Annotated in this window: 10 protein-coding genes and 1 tRNA gene; 4 read left to right on the top strand and 7 right to left on the bottom strand. The window is 72.5% G+C overall.

The genetic code is table 11. The features are described 5' to 3' along the window. Position 1 precedes the first annotated feature (1 nt). The 7 genes from rho to argS all read right to left on the bottom strand — a co-directional run bounded on the left by rho (position 2) and on the right by argS (position 10182). A complete protein-coding gene (gene rho, locus ACLBWP_RS00240) occupies positions 2-2317 on the bottom strand; it encodes a transcription termination factor Rho (protein WP_447653591.1) in 2316 nt (771 codons plus the stop codon). A 202-nt stretch (positions 2318-2519) separates the two neighbouring features. Next, entirely contained in the window at positions 2520-3428 is a 909-nt protein-coding gene (gene thrB, locus ACLBWP_RS00235; protein WP_243561964.1) for a homoserine kinase, read from the bottom strand. A gap of 80 nt (positions 3429-3508) precedes the next feature. Next, positions 3509-4588 (bottom strand): threonine synthase, encoded by a 1080-nt coding sequence (gene thrC, locus ACLBWP_RS00230; RefSeq protein WP_243561963.1) that lies wholly within the window; start codon positions 4586-4588, stop codon positions 3509-3511. Between the two features lie 88 nt (positions 4589-4676). Next, positions 4677-5984: a homoserine dehydrogenase gene (locus tag ACLBWP_RS00225; protein WP_243561962.1), complete on the bottom strand. Its 1308-nt coding sequence runs from the start codon at positions 5982-5984 to the stop codon at positions 4677-4679. Between the two features lie 29 nt (positions 5985-6013). Beyond that, the gene (gene lysA, locus ACLBWP_RS00220; RefSeq protein ID WP_447653590.1) at positions 6014-7435 is read right to left on the bottom strand and encodes a diaminopimelate decarboxylase; all 1422 of its coding nucleotides are present in this window, start codon (positions 7433-7435) and stop codon (positions 6014-6016) included. Between the two features lie 94 nt (positions 7436-7529). Then, positions 7530-8285: an LmeA family phospholipid-binding protein gene (locus ACLBWP_RS00215; protein WP_243561960.1), complete on the bottom strand. Its 756-nt coding sequence runs from the start codon at positions 8283-8285 to the stop codon at positions 7530-7532. A gap of 232 nt (positions 8286-8517) precedes the next feature. Next, on the bottom strand, positions 8518-10182 hold the full coding sequence (gene argS, locus ACLBWP_RS00210; RefSeq protein WP_447653589.1) for an arginine--tRNA ligase: 1665 nt from the start codon (positions 10180-10182) through the stop codon (positions 8518-8520). Between the two features lie 41 nt (positions 10183-10223). On the opposite strand from argS, the gene ACLBWP_RS00205 reads away from it, so the two are divergent. The 4 genes from ACLBWP_RS00205 (at position 10224) to ACLBWP_RS00190 (ending at position 16139) form a co-directional block, all read left to right on the top strand. Next, the gene (locus ACLBWP_RS00205) at positions 10224-10805 is read left to right on the top strand and encodes a hypothetical protein (protein WP_447653588.1); all 582 of its coding nucleotides are present in this window, start codon (positions 10224-10226) and stop codon (positions 10803-10805) included. Positions 10806-10904: 99 nt separating this feature from the next. Next, positions 10905-10976 (top strand) — tRNA-Arg (locus ACLBWP_RS00200). A gap of 145 nt (positions 10977-11121) precedes the next feature. After that, complete coding sequence (locus ACLBWP_RS00195; RefSeq protein WP_447653587.1) at positions 11122-12165, top strand: Gfo/Idh/MocA family protein; 1044 nt, start codon at positions 11122-11124, stop codon at positions 12163-12165. A gap of 44 nt (positions 12166-12209) precedes the next feature. Then, positions 12210-16139, top strand: a complete 3930-nt coding sequence (locus ACLBWP_RS00190; RefSeq protein ID WP_447653586.1) for a Pls/PosA family non-ribosomal peptide synthetase — start codon at positions 12210-12212, stop codon at positions 16137-16139. The last annotated feature ends 1 nt before the right edge of the window (position 16140 follow it).

The raw sequence follows: 16140 nt of genomic DNA, 5'->3' as shown, positions 1-16140 counted from the left end.
GTTACTCCTGGTGTCCGGTGTGGTGCCCGGTCGCGGGGACCGACTTCTGCACCTGCACCAGGAACTCGACGTTCGACTGCGTCTCCTTGAGGTTCCGCAGCACGATCTCGAGGGCCTGCTGCGGGTCGAGCCCGGCGAGGGCGCGGCGCAGACGCCAGGTGATCTTGACCTCGTCGGCAGAGAGCAGCTGCTCCTCGCGACGCGTGCCGGAGGCGTTCACGTCGACCGCCGGGAAGATCCGCTTGTCCGCCAGGTGACGGTTCAGGCGGAGCTCCATGTTGCCGGTGCCCTTGAACTCCTCGAAGATCACCTCGTCCATCTTCGACCCGGTCTCGACGAGCGCCGTGGCGAGGATGGTCAGCGAGCCACCGTTCTCGATGTTGCGCGCAGCGCCGAAGAAGCGCTTGGCGGGGTAGAGCGCGGCCGAGTCGACGCCACCGGAGAGCACGCGGCCCGACGGCGGGGTCGACAGGTTGTACGCGCGGCCCAGACGGGTGATCGAGTCGAGCAGCAGGACCACGTCGTGGCCCAGCTCGACCAGGCGCTTGGCACGCTCGATGGCGAGCTCGGCGACCGTCGTGTGGTCCTCGGCGGGGCGGTCGAAGGTCGAGGCGATGACCTCGCCCTTCACCGTGCGCTGCATGTCGGTGACCTCTTCGGGCCGCTCGTCGACCAGCACGACCATCAGGTGCGCCTCGGGGTTGTTCTTCGAGACCGCGTTCGCGATCGCCTGCAGGACGACGGTCTTGCCGGCCTTGGGCGGCGAGACGATCAGCCCACGCTGGCCCTTGCCGATCGGCGACACCAGGTCGATGATCCGCGTGGACAGCTTCGTGGACTCGGTCTCGAGTCGCAGGCGCTCGTTCGGGTACAGCGGCGTGAGGTCCTGGAAGTCGACGCGCGCGCCGGCCTCGTCCGCGGTCTGGCCGTTGATCGTGTCGATCTTGACCAGCGCGTTGTACTTCTGACGGCTCTGCTGCTCGTTGTCGCGCGGCTGCTTGATCGCACCGACGACGGCGTCCCCCTTGCGCAGGTGGTACTTCTTCACCTGGCCGAGGGACACGTACACGTCGCTCGGTCCCGGCAGGTACCCGGTCGTCCGCACGAAGGCGTAGTTGTCGAGCACGTCGAGGATGCCCGCGACGGGGATCAGGACGTCGTCCTCGGTGATCTCCGGCTCGAACTCGTCGTTCTGCCCGCCACGGCCGCGCTTGCGGTCACGCTGACGGCGGCTGCGGCCGTTCTCGGCCTCGTCCTCTTGCCGGCGCTGACCGTCCTCGCGCTGGGCCTGGGCCTGCGCCTGGCCGTTCTGCTGCTGGTTCTGGTTCTGCGACTGCTTCGGCTGCTGCTTCTGGCGGCCGTTCTGCTGGTTCTGCTTCGGCGCGTCGGTCTGCTCGTCGGCACCGTCCTGCTCGGTGTCGGCCTGGGCCTGCTGGTTGCCCCGGCCGTTCTGACGGCCGTTCTGCTGCTGGTCCTGCTGGTCGCCCGACTGCTCGGCGCCCTGGCCGCGGCCACGACCGCGTCCACGGCTGCGACGACCGCGACGCGGGCCGTTGTCGTCACCCTGCTGGTCGGCGCCGTCGGTCTGGTCGGTGCCGTGCTGCTGGTCGTCGGACTGCTCGTCGCGACCGGCCGTCACGGCGGAGGCGGGCTGGTCGGTCGACGTCGGCTGGGCGGCCTGGCCCTGCTGCTGCACGTCGTCCTGCTGCTGCGCGGCGTTCGGCTGCGCGGCGTCGTTCCGTGCGTCGTCCTGCTGCGCGGCGCCGTTCTGCTGCCCGCCGTTCTGCTGCGCGCCGTTCTTCTGGCCACGACGGCGACGGTTCCCGCCGGACTGCGCCTCTTGCGCGTCCTTCTCGGCACGGACCTGGTCGAGGCCTGCCAGCAGGTCCTCGGTGCCGGTCTGGCCGTGGTTGGTGTGCTCGGCCGCGGTGGTCGGGGCCGTGGTGACGGTGCCACCGGACGTGGCGCGACGCGAGCGACGGGCACGCGACGGGGCTTCGGTGGGAGCCGGTGCTGCGTCGGTCGCCTGCGCGGCAGGAGCGGCGGCGGTGGGAGCAGCAGCGGGAACCGCGGCAGCCTCGGGAGCCGCAGCCGCGACGGCCGGGGCTTCGGGCTCCGGCAGCGTCAGGGTGTCGGACGGCGCGGCGGCGGTGTCGGCGGGGCGCTTGTCCTCGATCGACGCGATGAGGTCACCCTTGCGGAGCTTCGAGAGCCCGGTGATGCCGAGGGCGGAGGCGATCCGCTGCAGCTCCGGCAGACGGAGTGCGCGCAGGTCGCTGGGGATCTCCACCGAGGTGGAGGTGTTGACGTTGGTCACAGTGCTGTGTTCCTTCCGAACCGCAGAGCGCGGAGAGTTTCCACCGACTTCCCGCGCGGATGCGTTCGGCATCACGATGCGACGGCCGCCGTTCAGACGACGGACCGGGAAACGGTGATCTGAGGGAGATCACACCTGCGGACCGGGAGCTCGTGCTGGCTGGTTCGTGCTGGCACGGTGTTCATGCCGGCGCGGAGCCGCGCTACGGGCGTCCTGCGTGGTCTGCCGGGTGCGGGTTCACTGTAGCACCACCGAGATCGACGGCCAGCATGAGCGGCTTCCACGTGGTCTGGGCGTGTCGTTCCACCAGCGACGCGGCCGTCAGGCGTTGCGCGGGATCCGACCCCAGCACGAGCAGACTCGGGCCGGCGCCGGACACCACCGCGGCCAGGCCGTGCTGCCGGAGCAGGCGGATCAGCACGTCGGTCTCGGGCATCGCGCTGGCGCGGTACGTCTGGTGCAGGCGGTCCTCGGTCGCGGCGAGCAGCAGCTCCGGGCTCTGGATGAGCGCCGCCACCAGGAGGGCCGAGCGCGACACGTTGAAGGCCGCGTCGGCGTGCGGGACGCTGGCGGGCTGCAGGGACCGCGCGAGCTTGGTCGACAGCGTCGAGGTGGGCACGAACACCACCGGCGAGACACCGCGGTGCACCAGGAGCCGCTTGTACGCGGGACCCTCGGCCGTCATCCACGCGATGGTCAGACCACCGAACAGGGCCGGTGCGACGTTGTCCGGGTGGCCTTCCATCTCGGTGGCCAGGGTCAGCAGGGTCGATGCGTCGAGGTCGACGATGCCCTCGAGCAGCCCCCGCGCGGCCATCAGCCCGGCGACGATCGCCGCGGCCGACGACCCCAGGCCGCGACCGTGCGGGATCGCGTTGACCGCGGTGAGCGCGAGACCCGGCTGGTCGACACCGGCGTGCTCGAGCCCGCGACGGACTGCACGCACGACCAGGTTGGTGTCGTCGGTCGGGACCTCGCCGGCGCCGACACCCTGCACGGTGACCGTCGAACCCGGCTCCGGTCGGACCCGCACCTCGACCTCGTCGTAGAGCGACAGCGCGAGCCCCAGCGAGTCGAACCCCGGGCCCAGGTTGGCGGACGTCGCCGGCACGCGGACACGGACCGCCCGTCCGGCCGGTACAGCACTGCGGGCGGTCGTGCCCCGCTCCGGTCCGGACGCGCGGTCGAGGCTCACTCGGCGCCGACCAGTCCGAGCACGTCGGCGACCGCAGCGGTGTCGACGGGGACGCTCGTCGGGGTGACGTCGGTGCCGTCCTCGGTCTTCAGGGCCCACTGCGGGTCCTTGAGGCCGTGGCCGGTCACCGTGATGACGACCGTCGCACCCTTCGGCACCTGGCCGGCGTCGGCACGTTCGAGCAGACCGGCGACACCGATCGCCGATGCGGGCTCGACGAACACGCCGACCTCGGCCGACAGGATGCGGTGCGCGGCCAGGATGCCGGCGTCGCTGATCGCACCGAAGTAGCCGTCGGTCTCCTCGCGCGCTTCCAACGCGTACTTCCACGAGGCGGGGTTGCCGATGCGGATCGCCGACGCGATGGTCTCGGGGTGCGGCACGACCTCGCCGGAGACGATCGGTGCTGCGCCGGCGGCCTGGAAGCCGAACATGCGGGGCATCCGGGTCGAGCGCCCGGCGGCGACGTCCTCGCGGTAGCCGCGGGAGTACGCCGTGTAGTTGCCGGCGTTGCCGACGGGCAGGAAGTGGAAGTCCGGGGCGTCGCCCAGGACGTCGACGACCTCGAACGCGGCGGTCTTCTGCCCCTCGATGCGGTCGTTGTTGACCGAGTTGACCAGGTGCACCGGGTAGTTGGCGGCCAGGTCGCGTGCGATGTCCAGGCAGTCGTCGAAGTTGCCCTGCACCTGCAGCAGCTGGGCGTCGTGCGCGACGGCCTGGCTGAGCTTGCCCATCGCGATCTTGCCCTCGGGCACCAGCACGGCCGCGGTGATGCCGGCGTGTGTGGCGTAGGCGGCGGCCGAGGCGCTCGTGTTGCCCGTCGAGGCACAGATGACCGCCTTGGCGCCGTGCTCGACCGCCTTGGAGATCGCCATCGTCATGCCGCGGTCCTTGAACGAGCCCGTCGGGTTCATGCCCTCGAACTTGATCCAGACGTCGGCACCGGTGCGCTCGGACAGCCGGCGCGCGGGGATCAGCGGCGTGCCGCCCTCGCCCAGGGTGACGATGGGCGTCGCCTCGGTCACGTCGAGTCGGTCGGCGTACTCGCGCAGGACTCCCTGCCACTGGTGGGCCATCAGGGTTCTCTCTCTGTCGGTGCTCGGGTGGGTGCTCAGGTGGTCGATGGGCGCTCAGACGCGGGCGGCCGGGCGCGTGCCGGCGGGGTCAGGCCCCGACGACGCGCAGGACGCTCGTGACCTGGGTGACGGTCGACTCGCCGCGCAGGGCGACGACCGTGTCGGCGAGGTCGGACTCGCGGGCCTGGTGCGTGCCGATGACGAGCGTCGCAGTGCCGCCGTCGCCGTGCGCGCTGGACTGCTCGACGGTCTCGACGCTGACGCCGTGCGCGGCCAGGATGCCGGCGACCGTGGACAGCACCCCGGGGGCGTCGGTCACGAGCAGCGTGATCTGGTAGCTCGTGCGCACGGTGCCGATCGGGAAGACGGGCAGGTCGGACTGCGTCGACTCCGCGATGCCCGGGCCGCCGATGACGTGCCGACGGGCAGCGGAGACCAGGTCGCCGAGGACCGCCGAGGCCGTCTCGACGCCACCGGCACCGGCACCGTAGAACATCAGGTCGCCAGCGGCCTCGGCTTCGACGAAGACGGCGTTCTTGGCGCCGTGGACGGTGGCGAGCGGGTGCGACTCGGGCACGAGCGCCGGGTAGACGCGTGCACTCACGCCCTCGCGCCCGTCGGCGTCGGTCAGACGCTCGCACGTCGCCAGGATCTTCACGACGTAGCCGGCCTTGCGTGCGGCGCGGACCTGCTCGATGGTCACCGAGGTGATGCCCTCACGGTGCACGGCGGCCAGGGGCACCGAGGTGTGGAACGCGATGGACGCCAGGATGGCGGCCTTCTGCGCGGCGTCGTAGCCCTCGATGTCGGCGGTCGGGTCGGCCTCGGCGTACCCGAGCTCGGTGGCGGTGGCCAGGGCGTCCTCGAAGGTCGCTCCTTCGCGGTCCATCAGGTCGAGGATGAAGTTCGTGGTGCCGTTCACGATGCCCATGATCCGGACGATCCGGTCACCGGCGAGCGAGTCGTGCAGCGGACGGATGATCGGGATGGCACCGGCGACGGCTGCCTCGTAGTACAGCTGGGCGCCGACCTGCTCCGCGGCGGCGAAGAGCTCGGGACCGTGCGTGGCCAGCAGGGCCTTGTTGCCCGTGACGACGTCGGCACCGGACTGCAGTGCCTGCAGCACCAGGGTGCGCGCGGGCTCGATGCCCCCGATGAGCTCGACGACGATGTCCGCGCCCAGGATGAGCGACTCGGCGTCGGTCGTGTACAGCTCGCGCGGCAGCTCGACGTCGCGCTGCGCGTCGAGGTCGCGGACGGCGATGCCGACGAGCTCGAGCCCGGCGCCGGCACGCGAGGCCAGCTCGTCGCCGTGCTCGAGCAGCAGGCGTGCGACCTGCGAGCCGACCGAGCCGGCTCCGAGCAGGGCGACGCGGACGTTGCGGTATTCGATCATGTGGTGCGCGTCTTTCGGGAGGTCGGGGTTCACCGCGTGGCACCGGTGACGGCCACGGGCGACACCCCGGTGTCGCGGGCGAGGAGGTCGTCGACGCTCTCGCCCCGGACGAGGATACGGGCTCGGCCGTCGGCGACCGCGACGACCGGCGGGCGTCCGACGTGGTTGTAGTTGCTCGCCAGGCTCCAGCAGTAGGCGCCCGTGGCGGCGACGGCGAGCAGGTCGCCACGGTGCACGTCACCGGGCAGGTACTCGTCGTGCACGACGACGTCGCCGCTCTCGCAGTGCTTGCCGACGACGCGGGTCAGGACCGGGGCGGCGTCCGACGTGCGTGCGAGCCGGGCGGTGTACTCGGCGCCGTACAGCGCCGGGCGGGCGTTGTCGCTCATGCCGCCGTCGACCGAGACGTACGTGCGGGTGGCATTGCCACCGCCGTCCACCTCGAGCTGGACCGGCTTGATCGTGCCGACCCGGTAGAGCGTCAGGCCGGCTGGTCCGACGATGTAGCGCCCGGGCTCGACGGCGATCTCGGGCACGGGGATGTCGCGCTCGGCGCAGGCCTCGGCCACGATGCCCGCCAGTGCGTCGGCGATGTCCTCGGGAGCGAAGGCGGAATCGGCTTCGGTGTAGTCGATCCCCCACCCGCCGCCGAGGTTGAGCTCGGGGACCGGGCCCGACCGCACCAGCGTCGCGTGGACGTCCATCAGGCGACGTGCGGCCTCGCGGAAGCCGGACTCGTCGAAGATCTGCGAGCCGATGTGCGAGTGCAGCCCGACGAACGCCAGCGACGGCCGCGCACGGATCGCCTGGGCTGCCTGCACGGCTTCGGTCAGGGGGATGCCGAACTTCTGGTCTTCGCGCGCCGTGGCCAGGTACTCGTGGGTCGAGGCGTGCACCCCGCTGTTGATCCGGATGCGGACACGCTGCACGACGCCGGCGGCAGCGGCGGCATCGGCGACGCGCTGCACCTCTTCGTGGGAGTCGAGCACGATCGTGCCGACACCCACCTGCACCGCGCGGGCGATCTCGGCATCGGACTTGTCGTTGCCGTGGAACCCGAGCCGCCCCGGGTCGACCCCGCCGGCCAGTGCCACCGCCAGCTCGCCCCCGGTGCACACGTCGACGCGCAGGTCGGCCTCGGCCATCCACGCGGCGACCTGGGTGGTCAGGAACGCCTTGGCCGCGTAGTACACGTGCGCATGGGTGCCGATGCGCCCGAACGCCTCGGTGAAGGCGTTGCGCACCCGGACCGCCCGCGACAGCACGTCGTGCTCGTCGACCACGTAGAGCGGCGTGCCGAACTGCGCGACCAGGTCGTCGGCGCTGATGCCGCCCACGGCCAGTGCGCCGTCGTCGGTCCGCGTGGCAGAGGCCGGCCAGATCCGCGCGGTCAGCGCGGACGGGTCGGCCGGGGACCGCAGCCGCGGCGGGGCAAGGGGGTTCTCGCTCACGGGACCCGATCCTAGCGAGCCGAGCCGGGCCTCCTGTCCGGTGTTACGCCGCCCTGCGGACAGCGCAGTCGTCTCGGCGCGGCCTGTGGACAGGTCAGCAGGTGCCGACGGTGCGCAACCCCTGCTCGCTGAGCGGGAGTTCGTCCGCGGTGATGCGGACCTCGGCGTGGGCGGCCGTGACGTCGAGCGAGCGCACGCGCAACGCTTCGGGCAGGAACTGCGCCGTGCAGACCGGCACCGGGGTGTTGGTCACCCCGGGGATGCTGTCCACCTTCAGGTCGAGCGCCGAGTTCGTGATCCGGACGGTCTTCGGGGTGATCGTGATGCCCTTGCCGTCGCTCTGTGCGACGACCGAGCCCTTCGCCAGGTACGAGATGTCGTACCCGAGCACCGCGGTCGACCCGGACAGCTGCACGCCGCCGTCGACCAGGGTCAACCGGTCGAACAGCGGGCTGTACTTCGCCAGGTCCTTGATGCTCGACGAGGCCAGCGTGACCGTGCCGTCGACGTCGTGCACGTTCCCCTTGCCGTCGACCGGGACGTCGTGCACCGTGACGTCGGCGGCGAGCGGCACCCCGTCGACGGTGATGCGCTTCGACGCGATCTCGACCTGGTCGAGCGTGCCGCTGATGAGCTGCGGGATGACGATGCCGTCGGCGTGGGCCTGCACCGTGCCGTCCGTGCCCTCGGGCAGCGACTGCTCGACCTGCTGCGCGATGATCCGGTCGACCACGCCGCGCAGCACGAACTCGGCCACGACGACCAGCACGGCGAGGACCACGACGATGACGAGCACGACGATCGTGGCGGTGCGGCCGGGACGGCGCGGTCTGGCGGGTGCGGAGGACATGGGACCCACTGTGCCAGCGCCCACCGTCAGGCTGCCTGGAGGCCCGGCGTACGTCCGCAGGGCGGGTGCGGCGCGCTCCCGCGGCGCCAGGTGCTCCCGCACAACGAAAAGCAGTCCGCGCCACGTGATTCCGTGGCGCGGACTGCTTTCGGTTGTGCGAACGCCGCACGTGGCCGCGGCCGGACGGCCGGCCCGGCCCGGCGGCCGGCCGGCCGGCGGCCGGCGGCGGCAGCTACATGCGGTCGGGGGCGCTCACGCCGAGCAGGCCGAGACCGTTCCGCACGACCTGCCCGGTGGCGTCGTTCAGCCACAGGCGGGTGCGGTGCAGGTCCGTCACGGGCTCGTCGCCGAGCGGGGTGACCCGGCAGGCGTCGTACCAGCGGTGGTACAGGCCCGCGAGCTGCTCGATGTACCGCGCGATCCGGTGCGGCTCGCGGAGTTCGGCGGCCTGGCGCACCACGCGCGGGTACTCCGCCAGGGCGCCGAGCAGCGCACCCTCGGTGTCGTGCGTCAGCAGCGAGGCGTCGAACACCGACCGGTCGACACCCGACGCGGCGGCGTTCCGCGCGACGGAGTGCGTGCGGGCGTGCGCGTACTGCACGGTGAAGACGGGGTTGTCGTTCGTGCGCTTGGTGAGCACGTCGAGGTCGATGTCGATCGCGGTGTCGCTGGCGAACCGCACGAGCGCGTAGCGCCCTGCGTCGACACCCACGGCGTCGACCAGGTCCTCCATCGTGACGACCGTGCCGTTGCGCTTGGACATGCGCATCGGCTCGCCGTCCTTCAGCAGGTTCACCATCTGGCCGATCAGGATCTCGAGGTTCGTGCCCGGCTCGTCGCCGAACGCGGCGCACATCGCCATCATCCGGCCGACGTACCCGTGGTGGTCCGCGCCGAGCATGATCAGGTTGCGCTCGAACCCGCGCTCGCGCTTGTCGAGGTAGTACGCCAGGTCGCCGGCGATGTACGCGGGCTCACCGTCGGACTTGATGACCACGCGGTCCCGGTCGTCGCCGAAGTCGGTCGTGCGGAGCCACAGCGCCCCGTCGGCCTCGTACATCATGCCGAGCGAGCGCAGCCGGTCGATGGCGCGCTCGACGGCCTTGGACTCGTGCAGCGCGTTCTCGTGGAAGTAGACGTCGAAGTCGACGCCGAACTCGTGCAGCGACTGCTTGATGTCCGTGAACATGAAGTCGACGCCCTCGCGGCGGAACAGCTCCTGCGCCTCGGCACGGGGCAGGTCACGCACGTCGCCGTCGTACGTCGCCATCACCCGGGCGGCGATCTCGGCGATGTACGCACCGCCGTAGCCGTCGTCCGGCGTGGGCTCGCCGAGCGCCGAGGCCACCAGCGACCGGGCGAAGCGGTCGATCTGGTTGCCGTGGTCGTTGAAGTAGTACTCGCGGGTGACCAGACCGCCCTGGGCCTGGAACACCCGGGCCAGGCTGTCACCGACGGCCGCCCAGCGGACGCCGCCCATGTGGATCGGGCCCGTCGGGTTCGCCGAGACGAACTCCAGGTCGATGCGGACGTCCTGGTACAGGTCGCCGTGACCGAACGCGCTGCCGGTGTCGACGATCGTGCGCGCGATCTCGCCCGCAGCAGCGGCCTCGAGCGTGATGTTGATGAAGCCCGGGCCGGCGACGTCGACGGAGTCCACCCCGTCGAGCTCGGTCAGCTCGCCAGCGATCTCGGTCGCGAGCTCGCGCGGGTTCGTCCCGAGGCGCTTCGCGAGCTGCATCGCCGCGTTCGAGGCCCAGTCGCCGTGCGCCCGGTTCTTCGGCCGCTCGAGCGCGACGTGCGAGTCGTCGACCGTCACAGCGTCCGAGGCCCCTCGTCGTTCGACGATCCCGGTCAGGATCGACAGGTACGCGGCGGAGAGTTCGGCAGGAGTCACGGCAGACGAGTCTACCGGGGACATGCACCATCATGGGCCGCATGAGAACCCGACGACCCGCCCGGGCGATCAGCGTCGCCGCGCTCGCCGTCCCCGCACTCCTCGTCCTCGCCGCCTGCTCCGGCAGCGGCGGCGGCTCGCCCAACCCGACCCCGAGCACGACGGCCGGCGTCGTCGGCCAACGGGTCGACCAGACGTGCGCCCAGCTGCTGCCGCCCGCGACGTTCGACGTCTACGGCAAGCCGTTCACACTCGACCGGTCCGCGAAGCCCGCGAAAGGCTCCCCCGCAGCCCGGATCGCCCAGCAGCGCGGCCGGGTGTGCGTGTTCCACGAGGACGCGGACCCCTCGGTCACCGTCACACTCGCCGTCGCCCACCTGCCTGAGAAATCGCTCACGAACTTGAAGGACGCGCTGTTCGAACGCGGTGGCTCGGTCCCGACCTACACGGTCGAGGGCTACTTCGCCCTGACCGACGGCACGGGCCGCGCCGACGCCTTCGCCGACCCGTACTGGATCACCACCTCGTCGACGCTGTTCACCGAACCGGGCACCGCACAGCCGGTCGTCGACGCGGTCCGTCAGGCCCTCACCCCGAGCGCGTCCGCCGCCCCCGCCGGTTGACCCGGACAGGAGGCCCGGCGCACCCCCGCACCGCCGGCACCGGCCCGCCCTGTGGTCCAGAAGGCGTGTGCGGACCTGCTACGGTTGTCAGCACCCAGGGCCCCCATAGCTCAGGGGATAGAGCACTGCCCTCCGGAGGCAGGGGCGGAGGTTCGAATCCTCCTGGGGGCACAGAGACATTCCCGATCAGGCAGTCGTTCTCGCTGCGCTCGATCGGCGGCGATCGACATCGCGGCAGGCCGCGACCTTCCCCCGTGGTTGGCTCCGGCGGACCAGGTGCCACTCGGGCCGGCACCGCGCGAGTAGCGTGCGGAGCATGACGTTCGCGTTCCCTGCGGCCCAGGTCGAACCCCTGCGCGGCGGACCCGTCCTGCGGTGGGGTGTCCTCGGCCCGGGCGTGATAGCGAACGACTTCACGAGCACCCTGCACACCGACTCCGACCAGCGCGTCGTCGCGGTCGGCTCGCGTTCGGCAGACCGGTCCGCCGCCTTCGCCGCACGCCACGGCATCCCGACCGCGCACGGCTCGTACGAGGCCCTGGTCGGCGACCCTGACGTCGACGTGGTCTACGTCGCCTCGCCCCACCCGCAGCACCTCGACCACGCCCTGCTCGCGATCGCGGCCGGCAAGCACGTGCTGGTCGAGAAACCGATGACCACGTCGGCGGCCGACACCCACCGCCTGGCGACCGCCGCCCGCGACGCCGGCGTCCTGGCGATGGAGGCCATGTGGACCCGCTACCTGCCGGGCACCACCGTGATCGCCCGGCTGCTCGCCGACGGCGTGCTGGGGGACGTGCAACTGGCGACCGTCGACGTCGGCTGGCCGCACGACCCCGCCGACACCACCGACCGCATGTTCGACCCCGCCGCAGGCGGGGGCGCGTTGCTGGACGCCGGCGTCTACGGCCACTGGTTCGCGCGGTTCGCCACCGGCGCCCCGGTGACCAGCCGCACGACGGGAGCGGTGTCGCACCGTGGGGTGGACCTCCAGTCCGTCACCGTGACCACCGGGACCGGTGGCGCCCAGGCGGTGGTGACCACGTCGATCACCGCGTGGACGCCGGGCCTGGCGATGATCGCCGGCACCGCGGCGACCGTGAAGTACACCGACCACTTCGTGTTCCCGGCCTCGTTCGCGGTGCACCGTGGCGGCGACGCGGACCGGTGGTCGGAGCCCAACGGCCTGCGCGGGCGGCAGGGACTCGTGTGGCAGGCAGCGGCGCTCGCGCGGTACGTCGCCGACGGCCGGACGGACTCGCCGGTGCACTCGCTCGACGACGCGATCGGGGTCGCCGAGGCGCTCGACGCGGCCCGCGCGGCACTCGACGTTCCCCAGCAGGACACCTCGGCCCCCTAGGATCACGGGCCGGTCGACCTGCACACGACCGGGAAGAGGACTCGATGACGCTCGCCACCGGGAACCCGCAGACCGAGCTCGCCCGCGGTGGGGCCGCGCCCGACGCGCGCACCCTGCTCGACGTGCTCCGTTCGACGGCGGAGGCGCATCCCGAGGCGTTCGCGCTCGAGGATGCCGACGGCGCGGTCGACTACCGATCACTCGTGCGGCTCGTCGAGGAACGTGCCGACGACCTGGCCCGGCGGGGCGTGCACCCTGGTGACCGGGTGGGCATCCGGATCCCCTCGGGCAGCCACGAGCTCTACGTCTCGATCCTGGCGGTGCTGGCCGCCGGAGCCGCCTACGTGCCCGTCGACGCGGACGACCCCGAGGAACGGGCGACCCTCGTGTTCGGCGAAGCCCACGTGGCCGGCGTCATCGGCGCGGGCGGCGTGCTGCGGACCTCGGGCGACGCCGACGCGGCCGCTGTGCCGGTCGTCGACCCCACGGCGAGCGCCACCGCCCCCACGACCGACGACGACGCGTGGATCATCTTCACGTCGGGGTCGACCGGTGTGCCGAAGGGCGTCGCCGTGACGCACCGGTCGGCTGCCGCGTTCGTGGACGCCGAGGCGCGGATGTTCCTGCAGTCCGCACCGATCGGGCCGGGCGACCGGGTGCTGGCCGGGCTCAGCGTGGCGTTCGACGCGTCGTGCGAGGAGATGTGGCTGGCGTGGGGGCACGGGGCTTGCCTGGTGCCGGCGCCGCGGTCGCTGGTGCGGACGGGAGTGGACCTGGGGCCGTGGCTGATCGTGCACGGGATCACCGTGGTGTCGACGGTGCCGACGCTGGCGGCGCTGTGGCCGGACGACGCGCTCGAGCAGGTGCGCTTGGTGATCTTCGGTGGTGAGGCCTGCCCGCCCGAGCTCGCCGCGCGGATCGCGAGCCGTGACCGTGAGCTGTGGAACACCTACGGTCCGACCGAGGCGACTGTGGTCGCGTGTGGTGCGCTGATGGACGGGTCGGCGCCGGTGCGCATCGGCCTGCCGTTGGACGGGTGGGACCTGGCGGTCGTGGATGCTGCCGGAGTGCGGGTCGCGCCGGGCGAGGTGGGTGAGCTGGTGATCGGCGGTGTGGGGCTGGGTCGGTACCTGGACCCGGCGAAGGACGCGGAGAAGTACGCGCCGTACCCGGAGCTCGGGTGGGCGCGGGCGTACCGGAGCGGTGACCTGGTGCGGTACGACCCCGAGGGGCTGGTGTTCCAGGGGCGGGCGGACGACCAGATCAAGCTGGGCGGTCGCCGGATCGAACTCGGGGAGATCGACGCGGCGCTGCAGGCGCTCGACGACGTGGCGGGTGGGGCGGCCGTGGTGCAGCGCACCCCCGCGGGCAACCAGGTGCTGGTCGGCTACGTGGCGCCGGTCGCGGGGGCGACGATCGACACGGCGGCGGCGAACGCCCGGCTGCGCGAGGAGCTGCCGGCGGCGCTCGTGCCGCTGCTGGCGGTGGTGGAGGCCCTGCCGACGCGGACGTCGGGCAAGGTCGACCGGGCGGCACTCCCCTGGCCGCTGACGGGCGACGGCGCCTCGGTGGCACTCCCCCCGACCGTGGCGTGGATCGCCGAGCGCTGGGCGGCGATCCTCGGGGTGCCGGTCGCGAGCGAGGACGACGACTTCTTCGCGCACGGTGGTGGTTCGTTGACGGCGGCGCAGCTGGTGTCCGCCATCCGCGAGCGCTACCCCGCGACGACCGTGGCGGACGTGTACGACCACCCGCGGATCGGTGCGCTCGCCGACGCGCTCGACGCATCGGGCCCGGTGGCGGCTCGACACCGGGACGTCCGGCCGACACCGCCGGCGACCGGGCTCGCGATGACGCTGCTGGGCCTGCCCGTGCAGGTGCTGCGCGGTCTGCGGGTCCTGACGTGGACGGCGCTGGTCGCCGGGGTCCTGCACGCGACGACGCTGCCGTTCCTGCCGAGGCTGCCCTGGCCGGCGCTGGTGCTCGCGCTGCTGGTGTTCGTGACGCCGATCGGCAAGATGGCCGTGACGGTCGTCCTGGTGCGGCTCGTGCTGCTCGGGGTCCGTCCGGGCGACCACCCCCGCGGCGGGTCGGTGCACGTGCGGGTGTGGCTTGCGGAGCGCATCGCCGAGGCCGTCGACGGTCCCTCGACCGCGGGCGCGCCGTGGATCAGCTACTACGCCCGTGCGCTCGGCGCCCGGATCGGGCAGGGCGTCGACCTGCACACGCTGCCCCCGGTGACCGGGATGCTCACCATCGGCAAGCGCGCGTCGATCGAACCCGAGGTCGACCTGGCCGGGCACTGGGTGGACGGCGACGTCTTCCGGCTGGGCCGGGTGAAGGTCGGCCCGGACGCCGTCGTGCGCAGCCGCACCACGCTGCTGCCCGGCGCGGTCGTCGGCGCGGGCGCGGAGATCGAGCCCGGTTCCGCCGTCACCGGAGCAGTGCCGGACGGTGAACGGTGGGCGGGATCGCCTGCGGAACGCGTCGGGTCGGCCCGACACGGACGGGAGGAACGCCCCGCGCCCGGCCGTCGGTGGCTGGTCGCGTACGGGGCCGGCTCCGTTGCCGTGGCCGGGCTGCCGGTGGTCGGGGTCGCGGTGGGTCTGCTGGTCACCGCCGCCCTGGTCGGTCGTGCGCCGTCGCTGGGCTCGGCCGTCGGGCACGCGCTGGCGACCGTCCCGCTGGCCACGGTGGTCGCCGGTGTGGTCTACGCGGGCCTGGTGGTCGGGGTCGTCCGGCTGCTCGGGATCGGCCTGCACGAGGGCCGGCACCCGGTCCGGTCGCGGATCGGGTGGCAGGCGTGGTGCACCGAGCGGGTGCTCGACGCCGCCCGGACGCTGCTGTTCCCGCTCTACGCCAGCCTGGTCACGCCGCTGTGGCTCCGGCTGCTCGGGGCGCGGGTCGGGCGGAACACCGAGATCTCCACCGTGCTGCTGCTGCCGTCGCTGACCCAGATCGCATCGGGGGCGTTCCTGGCGGACGACACGATGGTCGCCACCTACGAGCTCGGCGGCGGTCGGGTGACGATCGGGAAGTCCAAGGTCGGTCGACGGGCGTTCCTCGGCAACAGCGGCATGACGGGCGCCGGACGCTCCGTCCCCCGTGAGGCCCTGGTCGCCGTGCTGTCCGCCGTCCCCAAGAAGGCCAAGCGCGGGTCCTCGTGGCTCGGCTCCCCGCCCGTCCGACTGCGGCGTGCGGCGACGACCTTCGACGAGGAGCGCACCTTCCGCCCGCCACGCCGGCTCCGGGTCGCCCGGGGCAGCTGGGAGGTCCTGCGCCTGATCGCCCCGATGGTGTCCGGCGCGATCGCGCTCGGCGTCGGCGGAACACTGCTGGCGTCCTGGTCCGCCGTCGGGTTCGGGTGGACCGTGCTGCTCACCGCCCCGGTCCTCGTCGTCGCCGGAGCCGTCGCCGCCGTCGTGTCGACCGTCGCCAAGTGGTCGTTCGTCGGCCGGATCACCGCGCGGGAGCACCCGCTGTGGTCGTCGTTCGTCTGGCGCAACGAGGTGCAGGACACCTTCGTCGAGACCGTCGCCCGACCGTGGTTCGCCGAGCAGGCCACCGGCACGCCGGCGCTCGCCGTGTGGCTGCGCAGCCTGGGGGCCACGATCGGTCGCGGGGTCTGGTGCGAGACGTACTGGCTGCCCGAGGCCGACCTGGTGACCATCGGCGACGGTGCGACGATCGCCCGCGGCACCGTCGTGCAGACACACCTGTTCCACGACCGGGTGATGCAGCTGGATGCCGTGACGGTCGACGCCGGCGGCACGCTCGGGCCGCACAGCGTGATCCTGCCTGCGGCGGGCATCGGCGCCGGGGCCACCATCGCACCCGCGTCGCTCGTCATGCGCGGCGAGCAGGTGCCCGCCGGCACCTCGTGGGCGGGCAACCCGATCTCGCCGTGGGACAGCGCCCCGTGGACAGCTGGTGCCGCCGAGCCGGACCGGGCGTCCGCCGCCGTGGCAGACTGAC

The sequence above is a fragment of the Microbacterium sp. M1A1_1b genome (assembly GCF_053345565.1).
Note: the sequence above shows the minus strand (reverse complement) of the source record. Positions and strands in the feature narration are given on the sequence as shown.

Excerpts from the sequence above, each read along its gene's own strand:
- ACLBWP_RS00215 (WP_243561960.1), bottom strand. The coding sequence starts at position 8,285 with ATGTCCTCCGCACCCGCCAGACCGCGCCGTCCCGGCCGCACCGCCACG.
- ACLBWP_RS00225 (WP_243561962.1), bottom strand. The coding sequence starts at position 5,984 with ATGATCGAATACCGCAACGTCCGCGTCGCCCTGCTCGGAGCCGGCTCG.
- ACLBWP_RS00195 (WP_447653587.1), top strand. The coding sequence starts at position 11,122 with ATGACGTTCGCGTTCCCTGCGGCCCAGGTCGAACCCCTGCGCGGCGGA.
- ACLBWP_RS00190 (WP_447653586.1), top strand. The coding sequence starts at position 12,210 with ATGACGCTCGCCACCGGGAACCCGCAGACCGAGCTCGCCCGCGGTGGG.
- thrC (WP_243561963.1), bottom strand. The coding sequence starts at position 4,588 with ATGGCCCACCAGTGGCAGGGAGTCCTGCGCGAGTACGCCGACCGACTC.
- ACLBWP_RS00205 (WP_447653588.1), top strand. The coding sequence starts at position 10,224 with ATGAGAACCCGACGACCCGCCCGGGCGATCAGCGTCGCCGCGCTCGCC.